This window comes from Devosia sp. ZW T5_3 (assembly GCF_044987315.1).
Lineage (GTDB): Bacteria > Pseudomonadota > Alphaproteobacteria > Rhizobiales > Devosiaceae > Devosia.
The window spans coordinates 134,001-153,527 of the sequence record NZ_JBJDRE010000010.1 but is presented as its reverse complement, the minus strand read 5'-3'; the positions used below and the strand labels follow the sequence as shown (position 1 = coordinate 153,527).

At 63.3% G+C, this 19,527-nt stretch carries 22 protein-coding genes; 12 read left to right on the top strand and 10 right to left on the bottom strand.

Features of this window, described 5'->3' with window-relative positions; all coding sequences use genetic code 11:
• The first annotated feature begins 9 nt into the window (after window positions 1-9).
• The 3 genes from ACI3KW_RS14085 to ACI3KW_RS14075 all read left to right on the top strand — a co-directional run bounded on the left by ACI3KW_RS14085 (window position 10) and on the right by ACI3KW_RS14075 (window position 3,741).
• Entirely contained in the window at window positions 10-744 is a 735-nt protein-coding gene (locus tag ACI3KW_RS14085; RefSeq protein WP_113120047.1) for a DUF1013 domain-containing protein, read from the top strand.
• Between the two features lie 333 nt (window positions 745-1,077).
• Entirely contained in the window at window positions 1,078-2,925 is a 1,848-nt protein-coding gene (locus tag ACI3KW_RS14080; RefSeq protein WP_404848595.1) for a monovalent cation:proton antiporter-2 (CPA2) family protein, read from the top strand.
• A 54-nt stretch (window positions 2,926-2,979) separates the two neighbouring features.
• Window positions 2,980-3,741 carry a sulfite exporter TauE/SafE family protein gene (locus ACI3KW_RS14075; RefSeq protein WP_162740051.1) on the top strand — a complete coding sequence of 254 codons (762 nt, stop codon included), beginning with the start codon at window positions 2,980-2,982 and terminating at the stop codon, window positions 3,739-3,741.
• A gap of 125 nt (window positions 3,742-3,866) precedes the next feature.
• Here the strand turns inward: ACI3KW_RS14075 and ACI3KW_RS14070 are convergent, their stop codons facing one another.
• Window positions 3,867-4,040: a YdcH family protein gene (locus tag ACI3KW_RS14070; protein ID WP_162740050.1), complete on the bottom strand. Its 174-nt coding sequence runs from the start codon at window positions 4,038-4,040 to the stop codon at window positions 3,867-3,869.
• Window positions 4,041-4,194: 154 nt separating this feature from the next.
• Between ACI3KW_RS14070 and ACI3KW_RS14065 the strand changes: the two genes are divergently transcribed.
• The 3 genes from ACI3KW_RS14065 (at window position 4,195) to ACI3KW_RS14055 (ending at window position 6,070) form a co-directional block, all read left to right on the top strand.
• Window positions 4,195-4,410 (top strand): DUF465 domain-containing protein, encoded by a 216-nt coding sequence (locus ACI3KW_RS14065; protein ID WP_113120042.1) that lies wholly within the window; start codon window positions 4,195-4,197, stop codon window positions 4,408-4,410.
• 105 nt (window positions 4,411-4,515) lie between these two features.
• Complete coding sequence (purE, locus tag ACI3KW_RS14060; protein WP_113120217.1) at window positions 4,516-4,980, top strand: 5-(carboxyamino)imidazole ribonucleotide mutase; 465 nt, start codon at window positions 4,516-4,518, stop codon at window positions 4,978-4,980.
• Between the two features lie 4 nt (window positions 4,981-4,984).
• Window positions 4,985-6,070: a 5-(carboxyamino)imidazole ribonucleotide synthase gene (locus tag ACI3KW_RS14055; RefSeq protein WP_404848594.1), complete on the top strand. Its 1,086-nt coding sequence runs from the start codon at window positions 4,985-4,987 to the stop codon at window positions 6,068-6,070.
• Window positions 6,071-6,073: 3 nt separating this feature from the next.
• Here ACI3KW_RS14055 and ACI3KW_RS14050 read toward each other — a convergent pair whose 3' ends face one another.
• Window positions 6,074-6,766, bottom strand: a complete 693-nt coding sequence (locus ACI3KW_RS14050) for an alpha/beta fold hydrolase (RefSeq protein ID WP_404848593.1) — start codon at window positions 6,764-6,766, stop codon at window positions 6,074-6,076.
• A gap of 231 nt (window positions 6,767-6,997) precedes the next feature.
• Between ACI3KW_RS14050 and rpsU the strand changes: the two genes are divergently transcribed.
• The gene (rpsU, locus tag ACI3KW_RS14045) at window positions 6,998-7,267 is read left to right on the top strand and encodes a 30S ribosomal protein S21 (protein ID WP_035100030.1); all 270 of its coding nucleotides are present in this window, start codon (window positions 6,998-7,000) and stop codon (window positions 7,265-7,267) included.
• 246 nt (window positions 7,268-7,513) lie between these two features.
• Here the strand turns inward: rpsU and ACI3KW_RS14040 are convergent, their stop codons facing one another.
• The 7 genes from ACI3KW_RS14040 to ACI3KW_RS14010 all read right to left on the bottom strand — a co-directional run bounded on the left by ACI3KW_RS14040 (window position 7,514) and on the right by ACI3KW_RS14010 (window position 13,440).
• Window positions 7,514-8,743, bottom strand: a complete 1,230-nt coding sequence (locus tag ACI3KW_RS14040; RefSeq protein WP_404848592.1) for a multidrug effflux MFS transporter — start codon at window positions 8,741-8,743, stop codon at window positions 7,514-7,516.
• A gap of 82 nt (window positions 8,744-8,825) precedes the next feature.
• A complete protein-coding gene (locus ACI3KW_RS14035; RefSeq protein WP_404848591.1) occupies window positions 8,826-9,644 on the bottom strand; it encodes an alpha/beta hydrolase in 819 nt (272 codons plus the stop codon).
• A 54-nt stretch (window positions 9,645-9,698) separates the two neighbouring features.
• Window positions 9,699-10,337, bottom strand: a complete 639-nt coding sequence (locus ACI3KW_RS14030; RefSeq protein ID WP_404848590.1) for a DsbA family oxidoreductase — start codon at window positions 10,335-10,337, stop codon at window positions 9,699-9,701.
• 85 nt (window positions 10,338-10,422) lie between these two features.
• The gene (locus ACI3KW_RS14025) at window positions 10,423-10,956 is read right to left on the bottom strand and encodes a tryptophan-rich sensory protein (protein WP_404848588.1); all 534 of its coding nucleotides are present in this window, start codon (window positions 10,954-10,956) and stop codon (window positions 10,423-10,425) included.
• Between the two features lie 276 nt (window positions 10,957-11,232).
• Window positions 11,233-11,367, bottom strand: coding sequence for a hypothetical protein (locus tag ACI3KW_RS14020; protein WP_262171706.1), 135 nt, complete (start codon window positions 11,365-11,367; stop codon window positions 11,233-11,235).
• 73 nt (window positions 11,368-11,440) lie between these two features.
• Complete coding sequence (locus ACI3KW_RS14015) at window positions 11,441-11,575, bottom strand: hypothetical protein (RefSeq protein ID WP_262171704.1); 135 nt, start codon at window positions 11,573-11,575, stop codon at window positions 11,441-11,443.
• Window positions 11,576-11,733: 158 nt separating this feature from the next.
• Window positions 11,734-13,440 (bottom strand): ATP-binding protein, encoded by a 1,707-nt coding sequence (locus ACI3KW_RS14010; RefSeq protein ID WP_404848587.1) that lies wholly within the window; start codon window positions 13,438-13,440, stop codon window positions 11,734-11,736.
• Window positions 13,441-13,481: 41 nt separating this feature from the next.
• Between ACI3KW_RS14010 and ACI3KW_RS14005 the strand changes: the two genes are divergently transcribed.
• The gene (locus ACI3KW_RS14005; RefSeq protein WP_404848586.1) at window positions 13,482-14,102 is read left to right on the top strand and encodes a response regulator; all 621 of its coding nucleotides are present in this window, start codon (window positions 13,482-13,484) and stop codon (window positions 14,100-14,102) included.
• A 152-nt stretch (window positions 14,103-14,254) separates the two neighbouring features.
• The gene (locus ACI3KW_RS14000) at window positions 14,255-14,878 is read left to right on the top strand and encodes a LysE family translocator (RefSeq protein WP_404848585.1); all 624 of its coding nucleotides are present in this window, start codon (window positions 14,255-14,257) and stop codon (window positions 14,876-14,878) included.
• 10 nt (window positions 14,879-14,888) lie between these two features.
• Here the strand turns inward: ACI3KW_RS14000 and ACI3KW_RS13995 are convergent, their stop codons facing one another.
• On the bottom strand, window positions 14,889-17,870 hold the full coding sequence (locus ACI3KW_RS13995) for an AfsR/SARP family transcriptional regulator (RefSeq protein ID WP_404848584.1): 2,982 nt from the start codon (window positions 17,868-17,870) through the stop codon (window positions 14,889-14,891).
• A gap of 366 nt (window positions 17,871-18,236) precedes the next feature.
• Here ACI3KW_RS13995 and ACI3KW_RS13990 point away from each other — a divergent pair, with 366 nt between their 5' ends.
• From ACI3KW_RS13990 to ACI3KW_RS13980, 3 genes are all read left to right on the top strand, one after another.
• Window positions 18,237-18,710 (top strand): hypothetical protein, encoded by a 474-nt coding sequence (locus ACI3KW_RS13990; RefSeq protein WP_162740168.1) that lies wholly within the window; start codon window positions 18,237-18,239, stop codon window positions 18,708-18,710.
• 159 nt (window positions 18,711-18,869) lie between these two features.
• Window positions 18,870-19,313, top strand: coding sequence for a redox-sensitive transcriptional activator SoxR (gene soxR / locus ACI3KW_RS13985; protein ID WP_404848583.1), 444 nt, complete (start codon window positions 18,870-18,872; stop codon window positions 19,311-19,313).
• Window positions 19,310-19,516 carry a SlyX family protein gene (locus ACI3KW_RS13980; protein WP_113121250.1) on the top strand — a complete coding sequence of 69 codons (207 nt, stop codon included), beginning with the start codon at window positions 19,310-19,312 and terminating at the stop codon, window positions 19,514-19,516. The genes soxR and ACI3KW_RS13980 overlap by 4 nt, the downstream gene beginning before the upstream one ends.
• Window positions 19,517-19,527: the final 11 nt, after the last annotated feature.

Genomic DNA, 19,527 nt, shown 5'->3' with positions numbered 1-19,527 from the left:
GTTATGTATATGACCCAGCCCCTGTTGATGCCCAAGGCGACCGCCGTTTGGCTCGTCGACAACACTGCGCTGTCATTCGAGCAGATCGCGGCCTTTTGCACGCTGCATCCGCTGGAAGTCCAGGGCATTGCCGACGGTGACGTCGCAGGCGGGATCATGGGTGTGAACCCGATCCAGAACGGCCAGCTGACGCGCGAGGAAATCGAAAAGGCCGAGGCCGATCCCAATTATCGCTTGAAGCTCAGCGAACCCAAGGTGCGTGTCGCCGCGGCCAAGCGTAAGGGCCCGCGCTACACCCCGATTTCGCGCCGCAACGAACGCCCCAATGCCATCAAATGGCTGGTTCGCAATCATCCCGAGCTCAAGGACGCGCAGATCATGCGTCTTGTCGGCACGACTAAATCAACCATCGAATCGGTGCGCGAATCCACCCACTGGAACGCCGCCAACCTGACCGCCATGGACCCGGTGACGCTGGGCCTGTGCAGCCAGATCGACCTCGATCTTGAAGTCAAGCGCGCCTCCAAGGGCGGCCCTGGTGTTGATGAGGCCGATGAGGGCACCACTCTGATGACCGCAGAGGAAGCCATGGCCCGCTCCGGCAGCCGCAGCAATGCCCCTGCCGAAGACGGCGAATACGCCGAAGGCGACCACCGCCCCCACCACAGCCCGGCCCAGGAAGAGTTCGACGCGGATTCCGTGTTCGCCAAGCTCAAGTCGCTCAAGAGCGATACGGATAACTAAGGCCGGTTTGGGCCTCAGGTTTGATGAGAATGAGATCCCCGCGCGCGCGGGGGTCTTTGTTTTTGGGGCTGTACGAGTTGCCCACTAGACCGATCACCCCCTCAATGTCATTCCGGCGCAGGCCGGAATCCATGCTGAGGACCATCAGCCACATCGTATGCCGGGATAGAGCACAGCATGGATTCCGGCCTGTGCCGGAATGACACCGCGGTTTGTTGGGACATGGCATGCAAAACCCGATGCCTCAAATTCACGTCACCAGCGACAATACCTCGACAGCGCCACTTCCCCGTCCCATGATTTGCCGGCGCAGCTTTGTGAGAGACCCGGTCGTTGGAAAACAACATCTTGCTGGCCATTTTCGTTCTGCTGGCTGCCAGTGTCGCGCTCGCGCCGCTGGCCAAGGCGCTGGGACTGGGCACGGTGCTGGGCTATCTGGCCGCCGGCATTCTGATCGGTCCCTATGGACTGGGGCTGGTCTCCGATAGCGAGCTGATCCGCCAGATTGCCGAATTCGGTATCGTCATGATGCTGTTCCTGATCGGGCTCGATCTGCAGCCCTCCGAAGTCTGGCGCATGCGGCACAAGGTTTTAGGCCTGGGCGTCACCCAGTTGGTCATCACCACGGTGATTCTGGCCCTGGCCTTGCTGGTCGCAGGCTTCACGCTCAACACCGCCATCATTGTCGGGCTGGCGCTGTCCATGTCCTCCACCGCCATTGCCATCCAATCGGCCCAGCAACGCGACATCACCCGCACCGATGCGGGCCGGGCGAGCCTGGCCGTATTACTGGTGCAGGATGTCGCCGTCATTCCCATCCTGGCGGCCATTCCCCTGCTGGCCGTGTCAGGCAGCCGGCACGCCGTGCATGTGGAACTGGACCACGCGGTGCAGGCCATTGCCGACCCGCTCGATTGGGTGACCCCGCTGATCCTGATCGGGGCCTTTATCGGGGCCATTGTGGCGGGGCGCTATCTGGTACGCCCGGTGCTGGGCTATGTGGCGCGCACCGGCGTGCGCGAGGCCTTTACCGCTCTGGGGCTGGCCATCGTGTTTGGCGCCGCGCTGCTGACCCAGCTCGAGGGTCTGTCCCCCGCTCTGGGCGCCTTTATCGGCGGCGTGCTGCTGGCCGATAGCGAATATCGCCATGAGCTTGAAAGCAATCTGGAGCCGTTCAAAGGCCTGCTGCTGGGGCTGTTCTTCATCTCGGTGGGCATGTCCATCGCCTTTTCGGTGCTGTGGTCCGAGCCGCTGCGGCTGCTGGCGCTGGTAGGCGGCTTTGTCGGGGTCAAGATCGCTGTCATGTTTGGGCTCGCCAGCCTGTTCCGCATGCATCTGGCCGATCGGCTGCTGCTGGCAATCCTCTTGAGCCAGGCAGGAGAATTCGCCTTCGTCATCCTGCAATTTGCCCAAAGCGCCGGAGCCCTGAGCGCCGAGGATCATGGCCTGCTGGCCGTGGCGGTGGCGCTGTCCATGGCGACCACGCCGCTGCTTCTATTGGCTTTCGACCGGCTGGTGGCGCCCCGGCTTGATGCGCGCAATGCCCGCGACAGCGATGACATTACCGAGCACCGCAAGATCGTGGTGCTGGGCTATGGCCGTTTCGGTCAGATCATCACCCGCATGCTGCGGGCGCAGGGCTTCGAGACCACCCTGATCGATGACGATCCGGCGCAGATCGAACTGGTGCGCAAATTCGGCGTCAAGGTATTCTACGGTGATGGCTCGCGGCTCGACCTGCTGCACGCCGCCGGCGTCGGGGAGGCCGAGCTGGTGGTCGTGGCGGTAGGCGGAGCCGACCGGATCCTCGACATCGCCCGCAAGGTGCGGCGGCATTTTCCCGACGTGACCATTGCCGCCCGGGCGATCGATCGCGGCCATGCGCACGAATTGATGGCCATGGGCGTGGAAGTCTTCGAGCGCGAAACCTTCCTGTCGGCCATCAGCCTGGGTGCCAAAGTGCTGGTGCAGTTGGGGGTGGCGCCGATCGACGCGCACCACATGGCACAGGCCTTCGAGCGACACGACAATCAATTGCTGACTGATTCCTTTGCAGTGCGCGAGGACGAGGACGCCTATGTCGGCATGGTGCGCCAATCTATGAGCCTGCTCAACGAAACCATGGAAGGCGACGAGCCACCCACCCCGCTCGACAAGAAGGACTCGCCACGGGGCGAATAGCGCGCTAGCCATTGAGACCTACCGCCTCCTCCCCACCCGCCGGAATGCCCCAAAATGTTCGATCCCTATTTCGTCACGATCGCCGCGATCGCGGTGCTGATCGTTGGCCTCTCCAAGGCCGGTCTGTTGGGCAGTCTGGGCATGGTCGGCGTGCCGCTGCTGAGTCTGGTCATGCCTGCCCGCGACGCCGCCGGCATGATGCTACCGGTGCTGCTGGCCATGGATATCATCGCGGTCTGGACCTATCGCAAGGAAGTGGACTGGCGCATCATCCGCATCATGCTGCCCGGCGCGGCCATCGGCACCATTGCGGGCTGGGTGCTGTGGTCCTTCGTTTCCGACGATGCGGTGTTGTTGTTTGTGGGCGTAGTGACGCTGCTCTTCATCCTCGATGCCATCCTGCCGCTGCGCAAGAAGCTCGAAGGCCTGCACCCGTCAAAGCCTTGGGGCGTTTTCTGGGGCGGCTTTGCCGGCTTCACCAGCTTTATCAGCCATACCGGCGGCCCCCCATTCCAGATCTATGTGCTGCCCCAGCGCCTGTCGCCCGCCATCTATGCCGGCACCACGGCGGTGTTCTTTGCCATCGTCAACACGGCCAAGCTAGTGCCCTATTTCTTCTTGGGCCAGCTTAACCTGCACAACCTGACCCTCTCGGCATCGCTGATCCCGGTCGGCCTTGCCGGCGTGCTCATCGGGGTCTGGCTGGTGCGCCGCATCTCCATGGTCTGGTTTTACCGCATCGCCTATTGGCTGGTCTTCATCCTGTCGCTCTACATCATCTGGAAAGGCGCAACGGGGCTGTTTGGCGGGGCCTAAAAGCGTTTCCAGCAAAGTGGCAACGGTTTTGCGGTTCGGAAACGCGACCAACAAAGCACAACAAAAAAGGGCCGCAGCCGTGTGCTGTGACCCCTTCCGTTCCTGTTTGAGGAACAACGCCGCTTTTACTGTGAACTCGCCGCGTATTTGTACAATTCGTCCTTCACTTCGAGTTTTTTGCGCTTGAGTGCGCTGATCGCCATCTCGTCATACCGTGTGCTTTTGATCTCGGCCTGGATCTGGCGATCCAACTCCTGGTGACGCCGTTCCAGCGCCGCAACATGGCCTTCAGTCGTCATAACAACTCCTTGAAGCTTGGTGGACATCCCGATGGTCACAAATAATTCACGCTTTGTCGACCACCTTCCGCTGGCCTTTGGAAATCTGGTGCAAAACCTATTGTGATCGGTTAACCAAGGGTGAGGGTTGAGGGCCGGAGAAGCATTAAATTCGATGTTGCCATTAACCAGAGAGCAGGAAGCCAATCTTGGGCTGGAGCTGGCCACAAAACGCCAGGAACACTCCGATCTCAATGCGGCGATCGATACGCTAACCCAATCCCATGTCGCCGATCGAATGCTGTTGCAGCGCCTCAAAAAGCGTAAGCTTCAGCTGAAAGATCGCATCGTCCAGCTCGAGAATATTTTGCTGCCCGACATCATCGCTTGAGGACTCGCCGCGCTTGTTTTGTGGCGGCAATTGGGCTAATTCCCCGTTTTGCAACGACCGATAGGGATCAGGCCTTTGCTCACCAAGCCTTCCGTTGCCATCGTCATGGGCAGCCAGTCCGACTGGCCCACCATGCGGCTTGCCGCCGAAACGCTCGAAACCCTCGAAATCGAATATGAGGCGCGCATCGTCTCGGCCCATCGCACGCCCGAGCGCATGGTGGAATTTGCCACCAATGCCCGCGCTGAAGGGTTCAAGATCATTATCGCCGGCGCTGGCGGGTCTGCCCACCTGCCCGGCATGATCGCCGCCATGACGCCGCTGCCGGTGTTCGGTGTGCCCGTCAAGTCCAAGGCGCTGAACGGGCAGGATAGCCTGCTCTCAATCGTGCAAATGCCCGGCGGCATTCCGGTGGGCACGCTGGCAATTGGCGAGCCAGGCGCCATCAATGCGGCGCTGCTGGCCGCTGCCGTCCTGGCTTTGTCCGACGAAGACCTGGCCGACCGGCTTGACCATTATCGCGCCCAGCAAAGCGCGCGCGTGCCCCTTTTCCCCTCCGACACCGAGTAATTTAGTGGCCCACGACCTCTCAGCCCTCCCTCCCGGCAGCATGATCGGCATTCTGGGGGGTGGGCAGCTGGGCCGCATGCTCTCGCTGGCGGCCGCCAAATTGGGTATGCGCACGCATATCTATTGCCCCGATGCCAATAGCCCGGCCTTCGAGGTGACTCCGCACAAGACGATCGCCGCCTATGACGACGAAGTGGCTTTGGCCGCCTTTGCCGATGCGGTCGATGTCATCACCTATGAATTCGAGAACGTGCCGGCCGCCACGGCCGAATTCCTCGCCGCGCGCAAGCCGCTGCGGCCCGGCGCCAAGGCATTGGCCATCTCGCAGGACCGGCTGGCGGAAAAGGGTTTTCTGGCCAGCAAGAACATTCCGGTAGCGCCGCATCGCGCTGTCGAGACGCTGGCGGAGCTCGAAGCCGCAATCGAGGCCCTCGGCCTGCCCTCCGTGCTCAAGACCACGCGGCTGGGCTATGACGGCAAGGGGCAGCGGGTCATCCGCGAGCGGGGGGAAGCCGCCGAGGCCTTTGCCGCACTTGAGCCCAAGCCGCTGGTGCTCGAAGCCTTCGTGCCCTTCGAGAAGGAAATCTCGGTGGTCGTGGCGCGCAATCTGGGCGGCGAAGTCAGAAGCTTCGACGCCGCCGAAAATGTGCACCGCCATCATATCCTTTTCACCAGTACCGTGCCGGCTGATATTGCGCCGGGGCTGGAAAAGCACGCCGCCATGCTGGCCAAGGTGATCGTGGTGGCCCTCGACTATGTCGGTGTGCTGGGTGTCGAGTTCTTCGTCGTGCCCGGCGAACGGCCCACGCTGATGGTCAACGAGATTGCCCCGCGCGTACACAATTCGGGGCACTGGACGGAGGCTGTGTGCCTCACCGACCAGTTCGAGCAGCACATCCGGGCGATCCTGGGCTGGCCGTTGGGCGATCCGGCGCGCCTGGCCGATGTTGTCATGGAAAACCTCGTCGGCGACGAAGTGACCATCGTGCCCGGTGGGATCGATGGGAATACGCAGCCGCATTTGTACGGCAAGACCGAGGTCCGGCCGGGGCGGAAGATGGGGCATGTGAACAGGATTGTGCGGGGGTAGACGCTACCTGGCGAGCCACGTCCGCATGACCGCCACTACCGCGCCCGGATTCTCCATCGTCGGCAAATGCGCGCTATCGGGAAACACCACCAGCTCCGCCCCAGCAATCCCGGCCGCCATTTCCTCGGCCATGGCGCGCGGGGTCAGCACATCCGCCTCGCCCACGCCCACCAGCGTCGGCACCTTTATCGCCCCCAGACTCGAGCGGGAATCGACTCTACCGAGAATCGCCGTCTGCTGGCGGACATAAGCCTCCTGCCCGACGCGCTCCGACATCGCCTGCACTTCATCGGCCAGCGGCGTACCCTGATGCTCTGGCGTCAGCAGCGACGCCAGCAAAGCCCGCGACACGCCGATGAACTTGCCCAGCTTGATGCTCTCGATCCCCGCCCGGCGCTTGGCGCGGCGTTCTTCGTCATCGGGGCGGGCGCTGGTGTCCAGCAGCGCCAGATGGGTGACACGCTCGGGCGCCTGTCGCATGATCTCGAGCGCCACATAACCACCCATGGAGAGGCCTGCCAAAGCGAAGCTTTCCGGGGCTTTGGCCAGGGTGCGGGCGGCCATGGCAGCGATGGAATCGTCCTGTGTCAGGTCGGCGACCATCGGGGAAACCGCCTCGCCCATCGCCGCCAGTGGGTCGCGCCACAACCGGCTATCGCATAATAGGCCAGGCAGCAGCACGAGATTGCGGGTCATTCTGATCTCCATTATTCTGGATTTGCTCTCAAAACTGCGCCGGCCGGGTGGCGGGAGCAAGCCCGGACACGGGTTTGCGCGGTTTTTCTGAGCGTGACAGTGGACAAGCCCCCGAGCTTGGGCTATAGACCCACCCACGGTGACTGGCTCTGCTGGTCGGCGGCGTGGTTGTTTTGGCCCCGCTGCTTCCATCCAAACACATTGTCCAAGCTTCGAAAGGGCGGTTGACCTTTGCAAGTAGTCGTTCGCGATAATAACGTTGATCAGGCGCTGCGCGCGCTGAAGAAAAAGCTGCAGCGCGAAGGCGTCTTCCGTGAAATGAAGCTGCGCAACTACTACGAGAAGCCCTCTGAGAAGAAGGCTCGCCAGAAGGCCGAGGCCGTGCGCCGCGCCCGCAAGCTGGCTCGCAAGCGCGCCCAGCGCGAAGGCGGCCTGCCCGCTCCGACCACGACGCGCCCCGGCGCTCCAGTCCGTCCGAGCGCAGCCAACGTTCGCAGCTAAGAGCTGCAACGCAGAATTTGAAAACGCCGTCCTTCGGGGCGGCGTTTTTGTTTTGGGGCTTTGACATGTGCGGGGGGGCACCCAGCCTCCCTAACCCATACAGTGTCATTCCCGCGAAAGCGGGAACCTCTGTTTGCTTGGAGAGCCCGGTCAACGGAGGTTCCCGCTTTCGCGGGAATGACATTGTGGAGATGATAATTTTTGGTGGGAGTGGCTAGGCCCCCACGAGGGGAGAAGGAAGACCCCTCAGGTCTCCGGCGGCGCTTCAGCCACTGGCCTTGCGGAGATGCGGCGCCAGAGGGCGACGAGGACGGCAAGGCCTGCCATGATCGGCAGTAGCGTTACGATGGCGCTGCGCGCGTCGGGGAAGAGCACGCTGGCCAGCGTCGAGCCGATAAAGCCGCCGCCGACCTGGAACACGCCGGTCAGCGCGCCAGCGGCGCCAGCAATGGTGCCGAAGCCGGCCATGGCGGCGGCTGTGGTGCTGGGGCCGATAAAGGCCAAAGCCAGCATCCAGAGCCCCACCGGGATCATCACGGCAAACAGCGAGTCGGGAAAAAGGCGCGGGCCGATAGCAAAGCCCAGCCCGGCCAGCACGAGGAGCACGAGGCCAATCCGCACCATCTGCAGCCCCGAGGCGCGGCGGGCCACCTGCCCGGCCACCAGATTGCCGGTGATGAAGGAGCCAGTTTGGATCAGCATGGTCATGGCGAACTGGAAGGTGGTAAGCCCCAGATCGTCGAGCAGTACGAAGGGCAGCAGCGCCGAAAAACCGTAAAAGCCGCCAAAGGCGATGGCCAGCAGCAGCGCGGGGGCCATGAACTGGGCGGAGGCCAGCAGGCGCCGGTAATTGGCGAGAATGCGGCTGGGCTTGAGCGGAGTCTGCGCGGCCACGGGCTGGGTCTCCCGCGCACCCCAGGCCAGCATGGCGATGATGGCCATGCCGAACCCCGCCATGACCACGAACAGCAAATGCCAGCTGCCGGCCAGCAGCAGCACGCTACCTAGGGTCGGCGCCACGGCAGGGGCGACGGTGAGAATCAGATTGATCAGGGTGAGGATGCGGATCGATTCCGAACCCACGAATTGATCGCGCACCATGGCGCGCGACAGGGCGACGCCCGCCGATACGCCCACCCCTTGCAGGGCGCGGCCCAGCAGCAGCATTTCAACGCTCGGAGCCAGCGCGGCGGCAAAGCTGCCCAGCACGTAAAGGGCAAAAAACGCCATGGCGACAGGCTTGCGCCCGAAACGATCGGAGAGCGGTCCGCAGACCAGCTGTGCCAGAGCGAAGGCGCCGAAATAGACCGAGAGGGTCAGCTTGCCCATGGCCTCGGTGGTCATCAGGTCGGCGACCATGGTGGGCAAAGCGGGCGCATAAAGCGTGATGCTGAGCGGCCCCGCGGCCACCATCAGCCCCCCGATGATGGCGGTGCGCCGCGCACTCATGGGCTGGCTGGTGGAGGGCGATGTCATAGCGTTCTTCCGCGAGGGCCTAAAGGAGAGGCGTGAAGGCCAGCGCTATCCCGTGGGAAGGTCAAGCCACATTTGCATGGGATCAATGCCCCGCGGCAGCTTCCGCACGCTCGAAGAAGGGCTCGGCATGGCTCCAGATGTTGAGTTTCCAGAGGTCATTGTGGTCCGCGCCGGGCTCGATCCACAGCTCGTCCTTGTTCTTGGCCAGGGCATAGACGCGCTCGCCATTGGAAACGCCAATGGTCTGGTCGGCCGTACCATGGGCCACCAGCACGGGTTCGTCGACCTTGGCGATCCAGTCATTGACCGGGAATTGGTCCTGCATCACCCAATAAACCGGCAGGATGGGATAGCGCTCGGCGGCCACGTTGACCGCCGAATAGAACGGGGTTTCGAGCAGCAGCGCATCGGCGGCACGTTCGCTCGCAACATAGGTGGCCGGCCCAGTGCCGATCGAGCGGCCCCAGATGACGATGGGCGCGCCCCGCGCCTGCGCCCAATCGAACGCTGCCAGGGCATCCTCAAGAATATTGTCCTGGCTGATCGTGCCGGGCGAGAGCGGGAAGCCACGATAATCAAAGGCCAGAAAACCGTAGCCATCGCCCACCCAGCGCTCGAAGCGCTCATGCTCGGAGGAGAAGCTGCCGGCATTGCCCTTGTAATAGATGATGAGAGGCTTGCCGACCTGTGGCGGCTGATACCAGCCATTGATCGTCCCATCGCCCGAAGGAATGGCGACCTCCCTGGCCTGCGGCAAAGCCGTATCGGCCAAGGCCACCACGTCTCCACTGGGGTCATACTGCAGCGCACGCTGGTTGGCATACATGTAGATGACCACCGCCGCGTAGAGCACGACAACGGCGATCAGCACAGCAAGGACGATGCGGCGCAACAGCTTCATGGGAGAGCCTCAGAGAGTCGGGACAAACCACACTAATGCGGTTTTCCCATCCGTCTAGAGTTCCTCGATGATCTGCGCCAGCGCCTTGTCGAACACTTCAGCCGGCTGGGCCCCCGAGAGAGCGTATTTTTCCCCGAAGATGAAGAAGGGCACGCCGCGAATACCCTGCTGGGCAGCGTCGGTTGCCAATTGTTCGGTGATCGCCAACTCATTCTCGTCATTCATGGCGTCAAGTGCATCGCCCCGATCATAACCGAAGGTCACCGCGATATCGGCCAGCACATTGTCGTCGTTGATCTGGCGATGCTCGAGGAAATAGGCCTCGGCAATGGCATTGGCCAGCTCGTGCTGGATACCCAGGGGCTTGGCGAGACGGGTGATGGTATGCGCCTTGGCAGTGTTGAACATGCGCGGCTGCTTGCTCAGATCCAGCTCGATCCCGGCTTTCTGTGCCTCGCCTTCAACGCGTGCCCACATCTCGCGCGGGTCTTTGCCGTATTTGGCGCGCAGCATTTCGCCGACGTCGACGCCTTCGGGCGGCACGCTCGGATCGAGATAGAAGGGATGGTTCTCCACCACTACCTCGATATCGTCAGGGAGTGCCGCCAGCGCCGTATCGAGCCGCGCCGAGCCGACCAGGCACCAGGGGCAAACGACATCGGTGAACACATCGATCTTGAGGATTTTGGACATCGGGCAATCCTTGCCAATTCACATTGCCCAATCACATGGCGCGGAAACGCCCCGCCTGCAAGAACGCACGTCGAGGTAACTTAGCTCAGTTCTGATTATTGGTGGGCCCGAAGGGCGGCGACCAGCCGCTGAGAAAGCTCAGCCCCATCAGTGCGCTAAAGCCCATCCAGGCCAGGCCCGGCGCCATCAGCAGCGCCGCGCGGGGCGAGACCTTGCTGACGCGGGCGATAGCGGCCAGGCCCACAATCAGCAGCGCCATGGCCACGGCGCTCAATGCGAGGGAATCAAGTGGGGCGACAAGGAAGGGGAAGGCGATCGTGCCGGCCATCAGCCCAACCACCCACCGGCCGGCGACACGGCCAGCGCGGCCCCTGCCAGCGACCATCCAGCGCGCCGCGCCGAACAGCGGCAAGGCGCCAAGATGGAGCCCTGCGGCAATCGCTGCCGGCATGCCGAACGGGGCAAAGAACATGGGCCGCGTACCGACCAGATGAGCCATGCCGTGGGCGAGGATGAACAGGGCTAATGGCAGGGCTGCGCTAAGCACCAGCCCGAGGACATCGGACCGATCCACGTAGGGCGCCGAACCATAGGGGATCGCTATTGTCTTGGCGGCCATGACGGCACCTGTTGCGCGTTATCACGCCCAACCAATGGCCCAAACGCCAAGAGAGTTCCCTATACGTCAACACGCTCGCGTGATGCAGAATTCCCGGCCCATGGGCCGGGGATAGTTTTAGCGGTGGCCGCGCGCAATGCTTGTGGGATTACTAATACCAGCAGCCTGTACACTGGCCGTCAGGGCCAGCACAGCTGCAACCACGATCATAAACGTCTTCATTTTATCTCCTAAAATGAGCCCGGAGCCCGTTGTTGCTGGGAACGGGGACTATCTTCAGCGCCCGCTGTAAAAGGTCTTGCCCGGGATTGAATTGCCGGTGTGAGCTGTAGACGACCGCTGCGTGCCGGCGGCCTGCGCGGTGACGGTCAGGGCCAGGACGGCCGTGGCCACAATCATGATCAACTTCATGGATCATCTCCTAAAATGGGCCAGAGGCCCGCTGCGACTAGGTAATTTCCCGGTCCGTGAGCCGGGATTAGCTTCAACGTCCCGAGTAAACGCTCCTGCCTTGGGGCAATTCACCCACGTTATGGCCGCCGTTCCGGGCCGGACCGGCGGCATAAACGGTAGTGGTCAGGGCCAGAATAGCCGTGGCCACGATCATGATCAGCTTCATGGGTCATCTCCTCAAATGGGCCGAAGCCCTGGCGCGGCAAACCAATAGCGGAGGGCGCCCCCGCGCCATGGACCGCCCCGAGGATGACTTCTAGAAGCTGGAGGCGACCGATCAGATACGACCGATGCCGTATTTCGTGCCTGCGTCTGCGGCGGTAGTTACCGAGAGCTTGCCTTTATGGCTTGCTTTAGCGCATCGGGATCGACCGGCTTGTGCAGCAGCTTATGCCCGCTGGCAGTGGTCTCGCGCAGACGATCGGGCGCGGTGTCGCCGGTGACGATGATGATGGGAATGGTCCGCCCCAGATGGCGCCACACCGCCTCGGCGGCGGCAATGCCAGTGATGCCGTCGCCCAGCCGATAGTCAGTGACCAGCAGGTCCGGCGTGCCGCCTCCCATAGTGGCGATAAGCTGCTCGGCCGAGATGCCGGCCCATACGTGATGGCCCCACACCTCGAGCAGGTTGACCAGCCCATCGAGAGCGTCCTGCTCATCATCGATCACGGCGATATTGAGCGGCGCGGCGCCCATGTCCTGCGCGATATCCTGTTTCACCACACCGGGAACAGCAGCCGCAATGAGAATGGAAAACACCGACCCCCTCCCCTCCTTCGAGCGCAAATGCAGATGATGGCCCAGTAGATCGGCCGTGCGCCGCACAATGGAGAGGCCCAGCCCCAAGCCCTGTTTCTCCGCATTGGGAAGTTGCACGAATTCATCAAAAATCGCTTCGGTCTGGCCGGCGGGAATGCCCGCGCCGGTATCGAGCACCGCAATTTCGAACTGCCCCTTCCGACACCGCACACCCAGCAGCACTTTGCCTGTTTTGGTATAACGAAAGGCATTGGTCAGCAGATTGCCCAGAATGCGCCGAAGCAAGGCCGGATCGGTGTCGACCCAGCCCGTGCTGCCCACGACGCGCCAATCGAGCCCCCGTTCTCGGGCAATGTCGGCAAATTCGCCCTTGAGCTCGTCCAGCAAATGGGCGAGCGAAACCGGCTCCTTCTGCATTTTGACGACGCCCGCATCGAGCCGGGAAATATCGAGCAGGCCATTGAGCACGCCGCCGAAATTGCCGATTACCGCACGAAGGCGCCCGGCAATATTGCGGGCTTCGGCAGCGAGCACATCGCCGCGCTGCGCCATGACCGACAGGGCCTCGACGAACAGGCTCATGGCATGCACCGGCTGGCGCAGGTCGTGGCTGGCCGCGGCCAGAAAGCGGGATTTGGAGCGATCGGCCGCCTGGGCGCGGTCGCGCTGCTGTTCGAGATCGCCAATCAGCGCCAAGTTTTCCGAGCGCAGCCGAACGGTTTCGGACAGCATGCGGAAGGTCTGGCGGCTGTAATAGAGATTGACCGCGACGAGGCACAGGATGAAGAGCAGATAAATGCGGAAGATCTCGCCCTCGCCCAGCACGCATCTTATCGCCATGGGCAGCAGCATGAAGACGGCCGTGCCGGCATAGGCGGGCGGAAAGGCCGAGAGCGAGGGCACCGCGCCGCAGGCAAGGCCGGTCAACACGATGCAGGTAAAAGCTGCCAGGTTTGGATCGCCGGGGATAAATCCCACCCAGCCGATCGCGCCCCACAGCGCGGCGGACGCCCAGGAGAAGGCCGTGGCCCGCCAGGCCCAGCGCAGGGCATCCTCTGCGGCTTCATGGCTAAAATAGAGCTTGGCCAAGACAATACGGGCGCCAGTCAGCAGATACATCGCGCCGATCCAGCCGATCAGCGCCGGCTCCGGCACCTCATTGCGGAACACATAGGCCACCGGCAGCGGAATGACGAAATTGGCGAACAGAATGGCATAGGATTGGCGGTAGAGCAGCGCGATAAGGGCTTCCCAAATGGGTCTTTCCTGCACGATCCTGCCCTCCATTTCGTCCAACCATAGTCAGGCAGGCCATGATTCGCGCGCTGAAGGTCATCCTGGCCGATGATCACGCCATTGTTCGCGAAGGGCTCAAGCTGCTGCTCTCCACCATGGAGGGGATCGAGGTGGTTGCGGAAGCCGCCGACGCCGCCGCAGTGCTGGCGCAGCTTGTGGCAAATGACGCAGACCTGCTGGTGCTCGATCTGGGCATGCCGGGCATTGCCGGGGTGCAATTCATCCGCGATCTGCGGGGGGCTCATGCAAAGCTGCGCATCCTGGTGCTGACCGCCAATGTGGAGCCGCGCATGGTCACAGCGGCGCTCGAAGCGGGCGCCGATGGCTATCTGACCAAGCATGGCGATGCCGCCGAGATCGGCCTGGCCATTGCGGCTATGCGGGATGGCCGCCCCTATATCAGCCCGGTGACGGGCGCCGCTTCCCAATCGCTGTCGCCCATTCCGCTGACCCGGCGCGAGCGGGAAATTCTGGCGCTGATCGCCAATGGCACCACGACCCCGGAAATTGCCGCCCGGCTGGGCATCAGCCCGCTGACGGCCCGCAAGCACCGGGAAAACCTGATGCGAAAACTGAACCTGCACAATGCGGCGGAGCTGACCGCCTATGCGGTGCGATTGGGGCTGCCGGCCGGATAAACCGCGGCTCTCAAATGCTCCTGCACTCCTTCACCCTTTCTTCACGACGAAACCCGACGCCACGCCGAAATACGACAGCCGGCGTATGCCGCCCGCCACCCCGGCGCAGCTATTGACTGCTCCCAGGCGCAGCAGCGCATTGGGGGAGCCTCATGTTGGCGATCGAGCCGTGGATTCCGTTTATCGTGGCGACAATGCTGTTTGCCTGCATGCCCGGACCCGCCATTCTCTATATGACGGCACAGACCTTGGCGCATGGCCGCAAGGCGGGCGTGATGGCCGCTTTGGGCATTCATGTCGGCTGCTATGTCCATATCATCGCTGCCGCGGTGGGGCTTGCGGCCATTCTCGAACATCTGCCCGGGCTTTATGCCGCCATCCGCCTATTGGGCGCGGCCTATCTGGTGTGGCTGGGCGTCTCCATGCTGCTGGGCCGCGCGCAGGCTGGCGATCATGCCATTGCGGGCAATGGCCGTGCCATTTTCCGGCAAAGCGTCGTGGTGGAAATGCTCAACCCCAAGACGGCGCTGTTCTTCCTGACCTTCCTGCCGCAATTCGTGAACCCATTGGCTGGTATGCCCGTCGGCCTGCAATTTCTCGGCCTGGGAATGATCGTCAACCTGGCTCTGTCCATGGCCGATCTGGCGGCAGTGGGGCTTGCGTCCCTGGTGTCCCGCCATCTGCTCAGACACGGCGCGGGCAACCGGGTCCTGCCCGCGGTGAGCGGTTCGGTATTGATCGGGCTTGGCGTCATGCTGGTCTGGCCACCAATGTGATTTTTGCCTTTCACACCGGCCGCAGCATGCGACCGGCCTGGCTTGCCGCCTCGGCGGCCTGCAATTCGGTGAGCGTGGCGCCTTCCTCCAGCAGCGCATTGAGCCGATAGGGCGTGAGGCGACGCGCGAGTTCATCGCTTAGCCGCTGATGCGTCACTTGCTCGGTCAATTCCCGGCTGGCCGTGCCCCTGGCATAAAAGGCGCTGGAAAAACCCAGCAAGCGCGCACCCAGATCCGCATCCCCGCTCAGCGTGGCGACCAGCGCCAGATGCTCGCCGGCGCGCACGATGGCACCGGACCACCCCAAGGCCCGCGCCTCGCGCAGGCTTTCGAACGCCGCCTGTGCGGCCTGCTCGACATTGCCGGCCGCCAGCAGATAGGAGGCCAGATTGGCAAGACCCAGCGTGGCCTGGCGGCGATTATGGTCGCGGCCTTCCAGCATCAGGCGGACGCCATCAATGGCGTCTTCCACCTTCCCGGCGCCGAAATCGAGTTCGGCCAGGGCGATCTGTGCGCTGGCCGTGCCCCGAGAATCGCCCACGCTGCGGCAGACCGCCATGGAGCGGCCGATCAGCGTGCGCGCCGCGCTGAAATCGCCACCGAGATAGGCCGCGACCCCTTTGGAGCGCAGGCAATTGGCCAGCGGCTTGGTCGGCCCCATTGGCTCCAATGCGGCCAGCGCGTCATCCAGATAAGGCAGCGATTTGGCAATCGTCTGCGGAGTGAGCAGCGCCGCCCCCGCCCGCGCCAGCGCCTCGCCCAGATCGAGCGCCCGCCCGCTGGTGCGAAACAGCTGCACGGCCTGGTCGGCATAGGAAAACCCCGATTGATCGCCGTGGGCGCTATTGGAGGTGCGCGCCAGGCACAGCCGCCCCACAATGGCCGGCGGGGTATCGGCCTGGCGATGGGCCATCGCCGTTTCCGTCCACCGCTTGCGCTCGCGGAACAGCGACAGCTCATCCCACAGCCGCATGCTGTGCCCGGCCAGTTCCACGCCCAATACGGCATCGCCATCGCTGCCAAAGGCCCATTCCAGCGAGGCGCGCAGATTGTCGAGCTCGGGTTCATACCGCGCCAGCCAGGTCACGGTGGGGGTGGCAGGCCAGCTCTCGCCTGCATCGGCAAAACGGTGGATGAGATACTCGGCCAATTGGCGCTGCCGCCCCGGCTCGCCCTTTTCGCGCTGCTTGTCCATGGCATAGCGGCGCGTGGTTTCGAGCAGCCGGTAGCGCGGCTCGGCCTCGGACAGGTCCGCCGTCAGCAGCGATTTTTCAACCAGCGAAGAGAGCAGGTCGAACATGTCATGCTCACCCACCGGCGAGCCGCCAATCACCCGGGCGGCAGAGGTCAGCGTGCAGCCACCGGCAAATACTGAGAGCCGGCGCAGCAAGGTCTGCTCAACCGGCGGGAGCAGGTCATAGCTCCAGTCGAGCATGGTCTGCAGCGTGCGGTGGTGTGGCGGGGTGGCCTGGGCGGCGCCGCGCAGGGTCAGGAAGGATTCGCTTAGATTGGCGGCCAACCAATCGGGTCGCATCATCTTGAGTCGCCCCACGGCCAACTCGATGGCTAGTGGAATGCCATCGACCTGTCGGCAAATGCTGGCTACAGCAGGCGCCGTTGATGCATCGAGCACAAAGCCATCAATGGTGGCAGCGGCGCGTTCGACGAACAATTGCACCGCGCTGTAATCAATGGCGGCGTCGGGCGTGATCACTTCGGTATCGGCGGGAAAGGCCAGCCGCGGCACGCGATAAAGGCTTTCCCCACCCACTGACAGGCTTTCGCGGCTGGTGGCAAGGATTGCGATGGACGGACAATTGCGCAGCAGAGCCTCGGCCAGCCGCGCCGAATTGGCCACCAGATGCTCGCAATTGTCGAAGATCAGCAGCGCTTCCTTCTGCGCCAGATAGGCGATGGCGCTTTCCACCGCCGGCCGGTCGCCGGCCACGGGCACACCCAGTGCACCGCACAGGGCCTCGCCCACCAGTTGCGGATCGGCAATGGAGGCAAATTCCACCAGCCAGATGCCATCGGCATAGGAACCCACCAGGCGAAAACCGGTATCGATGGCCAACCGCGTCTTGCCGGCCCCGCCCGGCCCGGTCAGCGTCACCAGCCGGTAGCGGCGCAGCCGGTCGAGCACTTCGCCCACTGCAGTATCGCGGCCCACCAAAGCATTCATCTGCCGGGGCAGGTTATGGGCCCGATGCGGCCGGAACTGTTCGTGCAGGAATGGCGCCGGCCCACCCAGTTCTGCCACCGGCTCGGCCGCCATCCGCAGCAGCGCCTTGGTTTCCGCCGATGGCTCGACCGATAATTCCCGCGCTAGGATGGCCCGGCAGCGCTGATATTGCCGCACCGCCATGGCGCGCTTGCCCCCCGCCAGTAGCGCCCGGATCAAGGCGCGGTGCCCCTCCTCGGCCAGCGGATCGATCTCGATGAGCCTGGTGGCCACCGGCTCGGCTTCGGCATGGCGCCCCGCCTGCGCATAGGCGCTCAGCAGCCATTCGAAGCGCTTGGTGGCAATCGCCCGCAATTCGGCGCGCCGCCCCTGCAGCCATTCCTGGGCCAACGGATCGTGAATGCTGATGCCTTCGAGAAACTCCCCGCCATATTGGCCCACGGCCCGCTCCAGCTCCTCGACCGGACTATCGGGCGTGCACCGGACCAGCAGGCCCACATCGGACTGCACGGCGCCGGGAGTAAAGGCCACCGTCTCGCGATCGATCCCTAGAATCTTATCGGCCAGCTCGGCCAGTTCTACCCGGCTCACCGCCAGAGTCTGGCGCAGGCTTTGATGCGCCTGAGCCTCGCTGCGCTCGCTCCACAGCAGCGCGCCGATCTCTTCGCGACTGCCGCTTTGCCCCCGCCGCAGCGCCAGCCAGGCCAGCAAAATCCGCGCCCGCTTGAGCTTGAACGCCAGCCGGCGCCCGTCATTGGCCCGCGCCTCGAACGGCCCCAAAAGACGGAGATAAAGATGCGGCGCGTCCATAAGCCGTTGCAATTCCTGCTACCAACTTGCAGCAGGCTAGCAGAACCAAGAAAAAATCACGAGTAAATCACGCATCTACTTGGCCGGCATCACGACGCCATGACGTTGCCCCCCTATTTCATATATCGAGGGGCACGAAATACAGTGCTGTCCAAAGAAAAGTGGCTTCCAGTGTTGCCCTGGTTGTCCACCCATCGAGGGAGCGGCGCCTTTCCGCCGCACATGGGTGCTGCTTCCTCGACCTTTAGTTGACCGCCGCTAGCCCCCGCCTAACCAGCGGGGGCGCTTTTTTATGGCCGAATCATCGATATGGTAAAACTTTCGTAAATATGTAACGATCCCCTCGGTCATCTCGGGGGAATGTCGATGGCGGAGCTGAACGTTCAACTGGCGCGCGCGGTCAAGACCAGCGCGGTCTACGACCTAGTTACTTGCCTGCCGCTGGCTTTGCCGGGCATTGCCGGGGTTTACCTGACCATTCTTGATACGCTCAATGGCGCGGTTGGGCTGGGCGGCCATGTCGGCGACCTCTCGCCGCTGGCCATGATGTTCATCAATTTCCTGGGCTCGCTGATCTCGATCTGGGCCGTGCTGCGGCTGATCAATCCCAGCTGGGCCAACGGTCTGACCGACGTGGTGGTCCGCGCCTTCTTCTCCATCGCCATGCTCAACGCCATTTTCAACGGCGTGCCGGGGCTGATCGGCGTGCTCTGGGTGTGCGAACTGGCCCTGCTGCTGGTCCAAGCCTATCTGGTGCACCGCGTCTGGCGCTCCGAACACGCCGCCGTGTTGCGTCCATCGGCTGCCCCCGGTTTCCAGGCCCACGCGCCGGCAGAATGATTTAGCGCATCGCGCTCACAACGAACCCATAGAGGGCCCGTCGCTCCCCACTCGGAGCGGCGGGTTTTTTTAAGTGCAGTGACGCGCTTGCCGACGGCAGCCAAACACCCTAAAAGCTAAAGTAACATTGAGCTTTTGAAGGTCGCCATGGCTCTTGGCATGAGCGTGGGTGAAATTGCCGCGCGCAGTGGTGTGGCGGTATCAGCGCTGCATTTCTACGAAAGCAAGGGGCTGATCCATGCCCACCGCACGCCGGGCAACCAGCGCCGCTACGATCGCGATGTGCTGCGGCGTCTCGGCATTATCCGCGTCGGCCAGGAATTAGGCATTCCGCTCGCCGAAATCGCCACCGCGCTAGCCGATCTGCCGCGCGATCACACCCCCAGCCGCGCCGATTGGTCGGTGATTGCCAGCGCCTGGGGCAAGGCTCTTGACCGCCGCATCGAAAGACTGCAGAGCCTGCGTGAAGGGCTCGACAGCTGCATTGGCTGCGGCTGCCTGTCGCTCGACCACTGCCCGCTACGCAACCCGCATGATCGGCTGGGCGCAGAGGGCAGCGGCCCCCGCTTGCTGCTCGACCCCGATGATGGAGATTCCCCATGAGCGATTTCGCCGAGCGGCTCGAGGCCCTGGAAACCCGCATCGCCTTCCAGGACCAGACCATCGAGGAACTGAACGCCACCATAACGGCGCAATGGCGGGTGATCGATGGACTGACGCGCAAGCTGACGACGTTGGAAGAGCAGGTGCGCTCCGGTAGCCAGATTGCCGATCCCAGCACGGAAGCCCCGCCGCCGCATTACTGAGCCAATCGTAC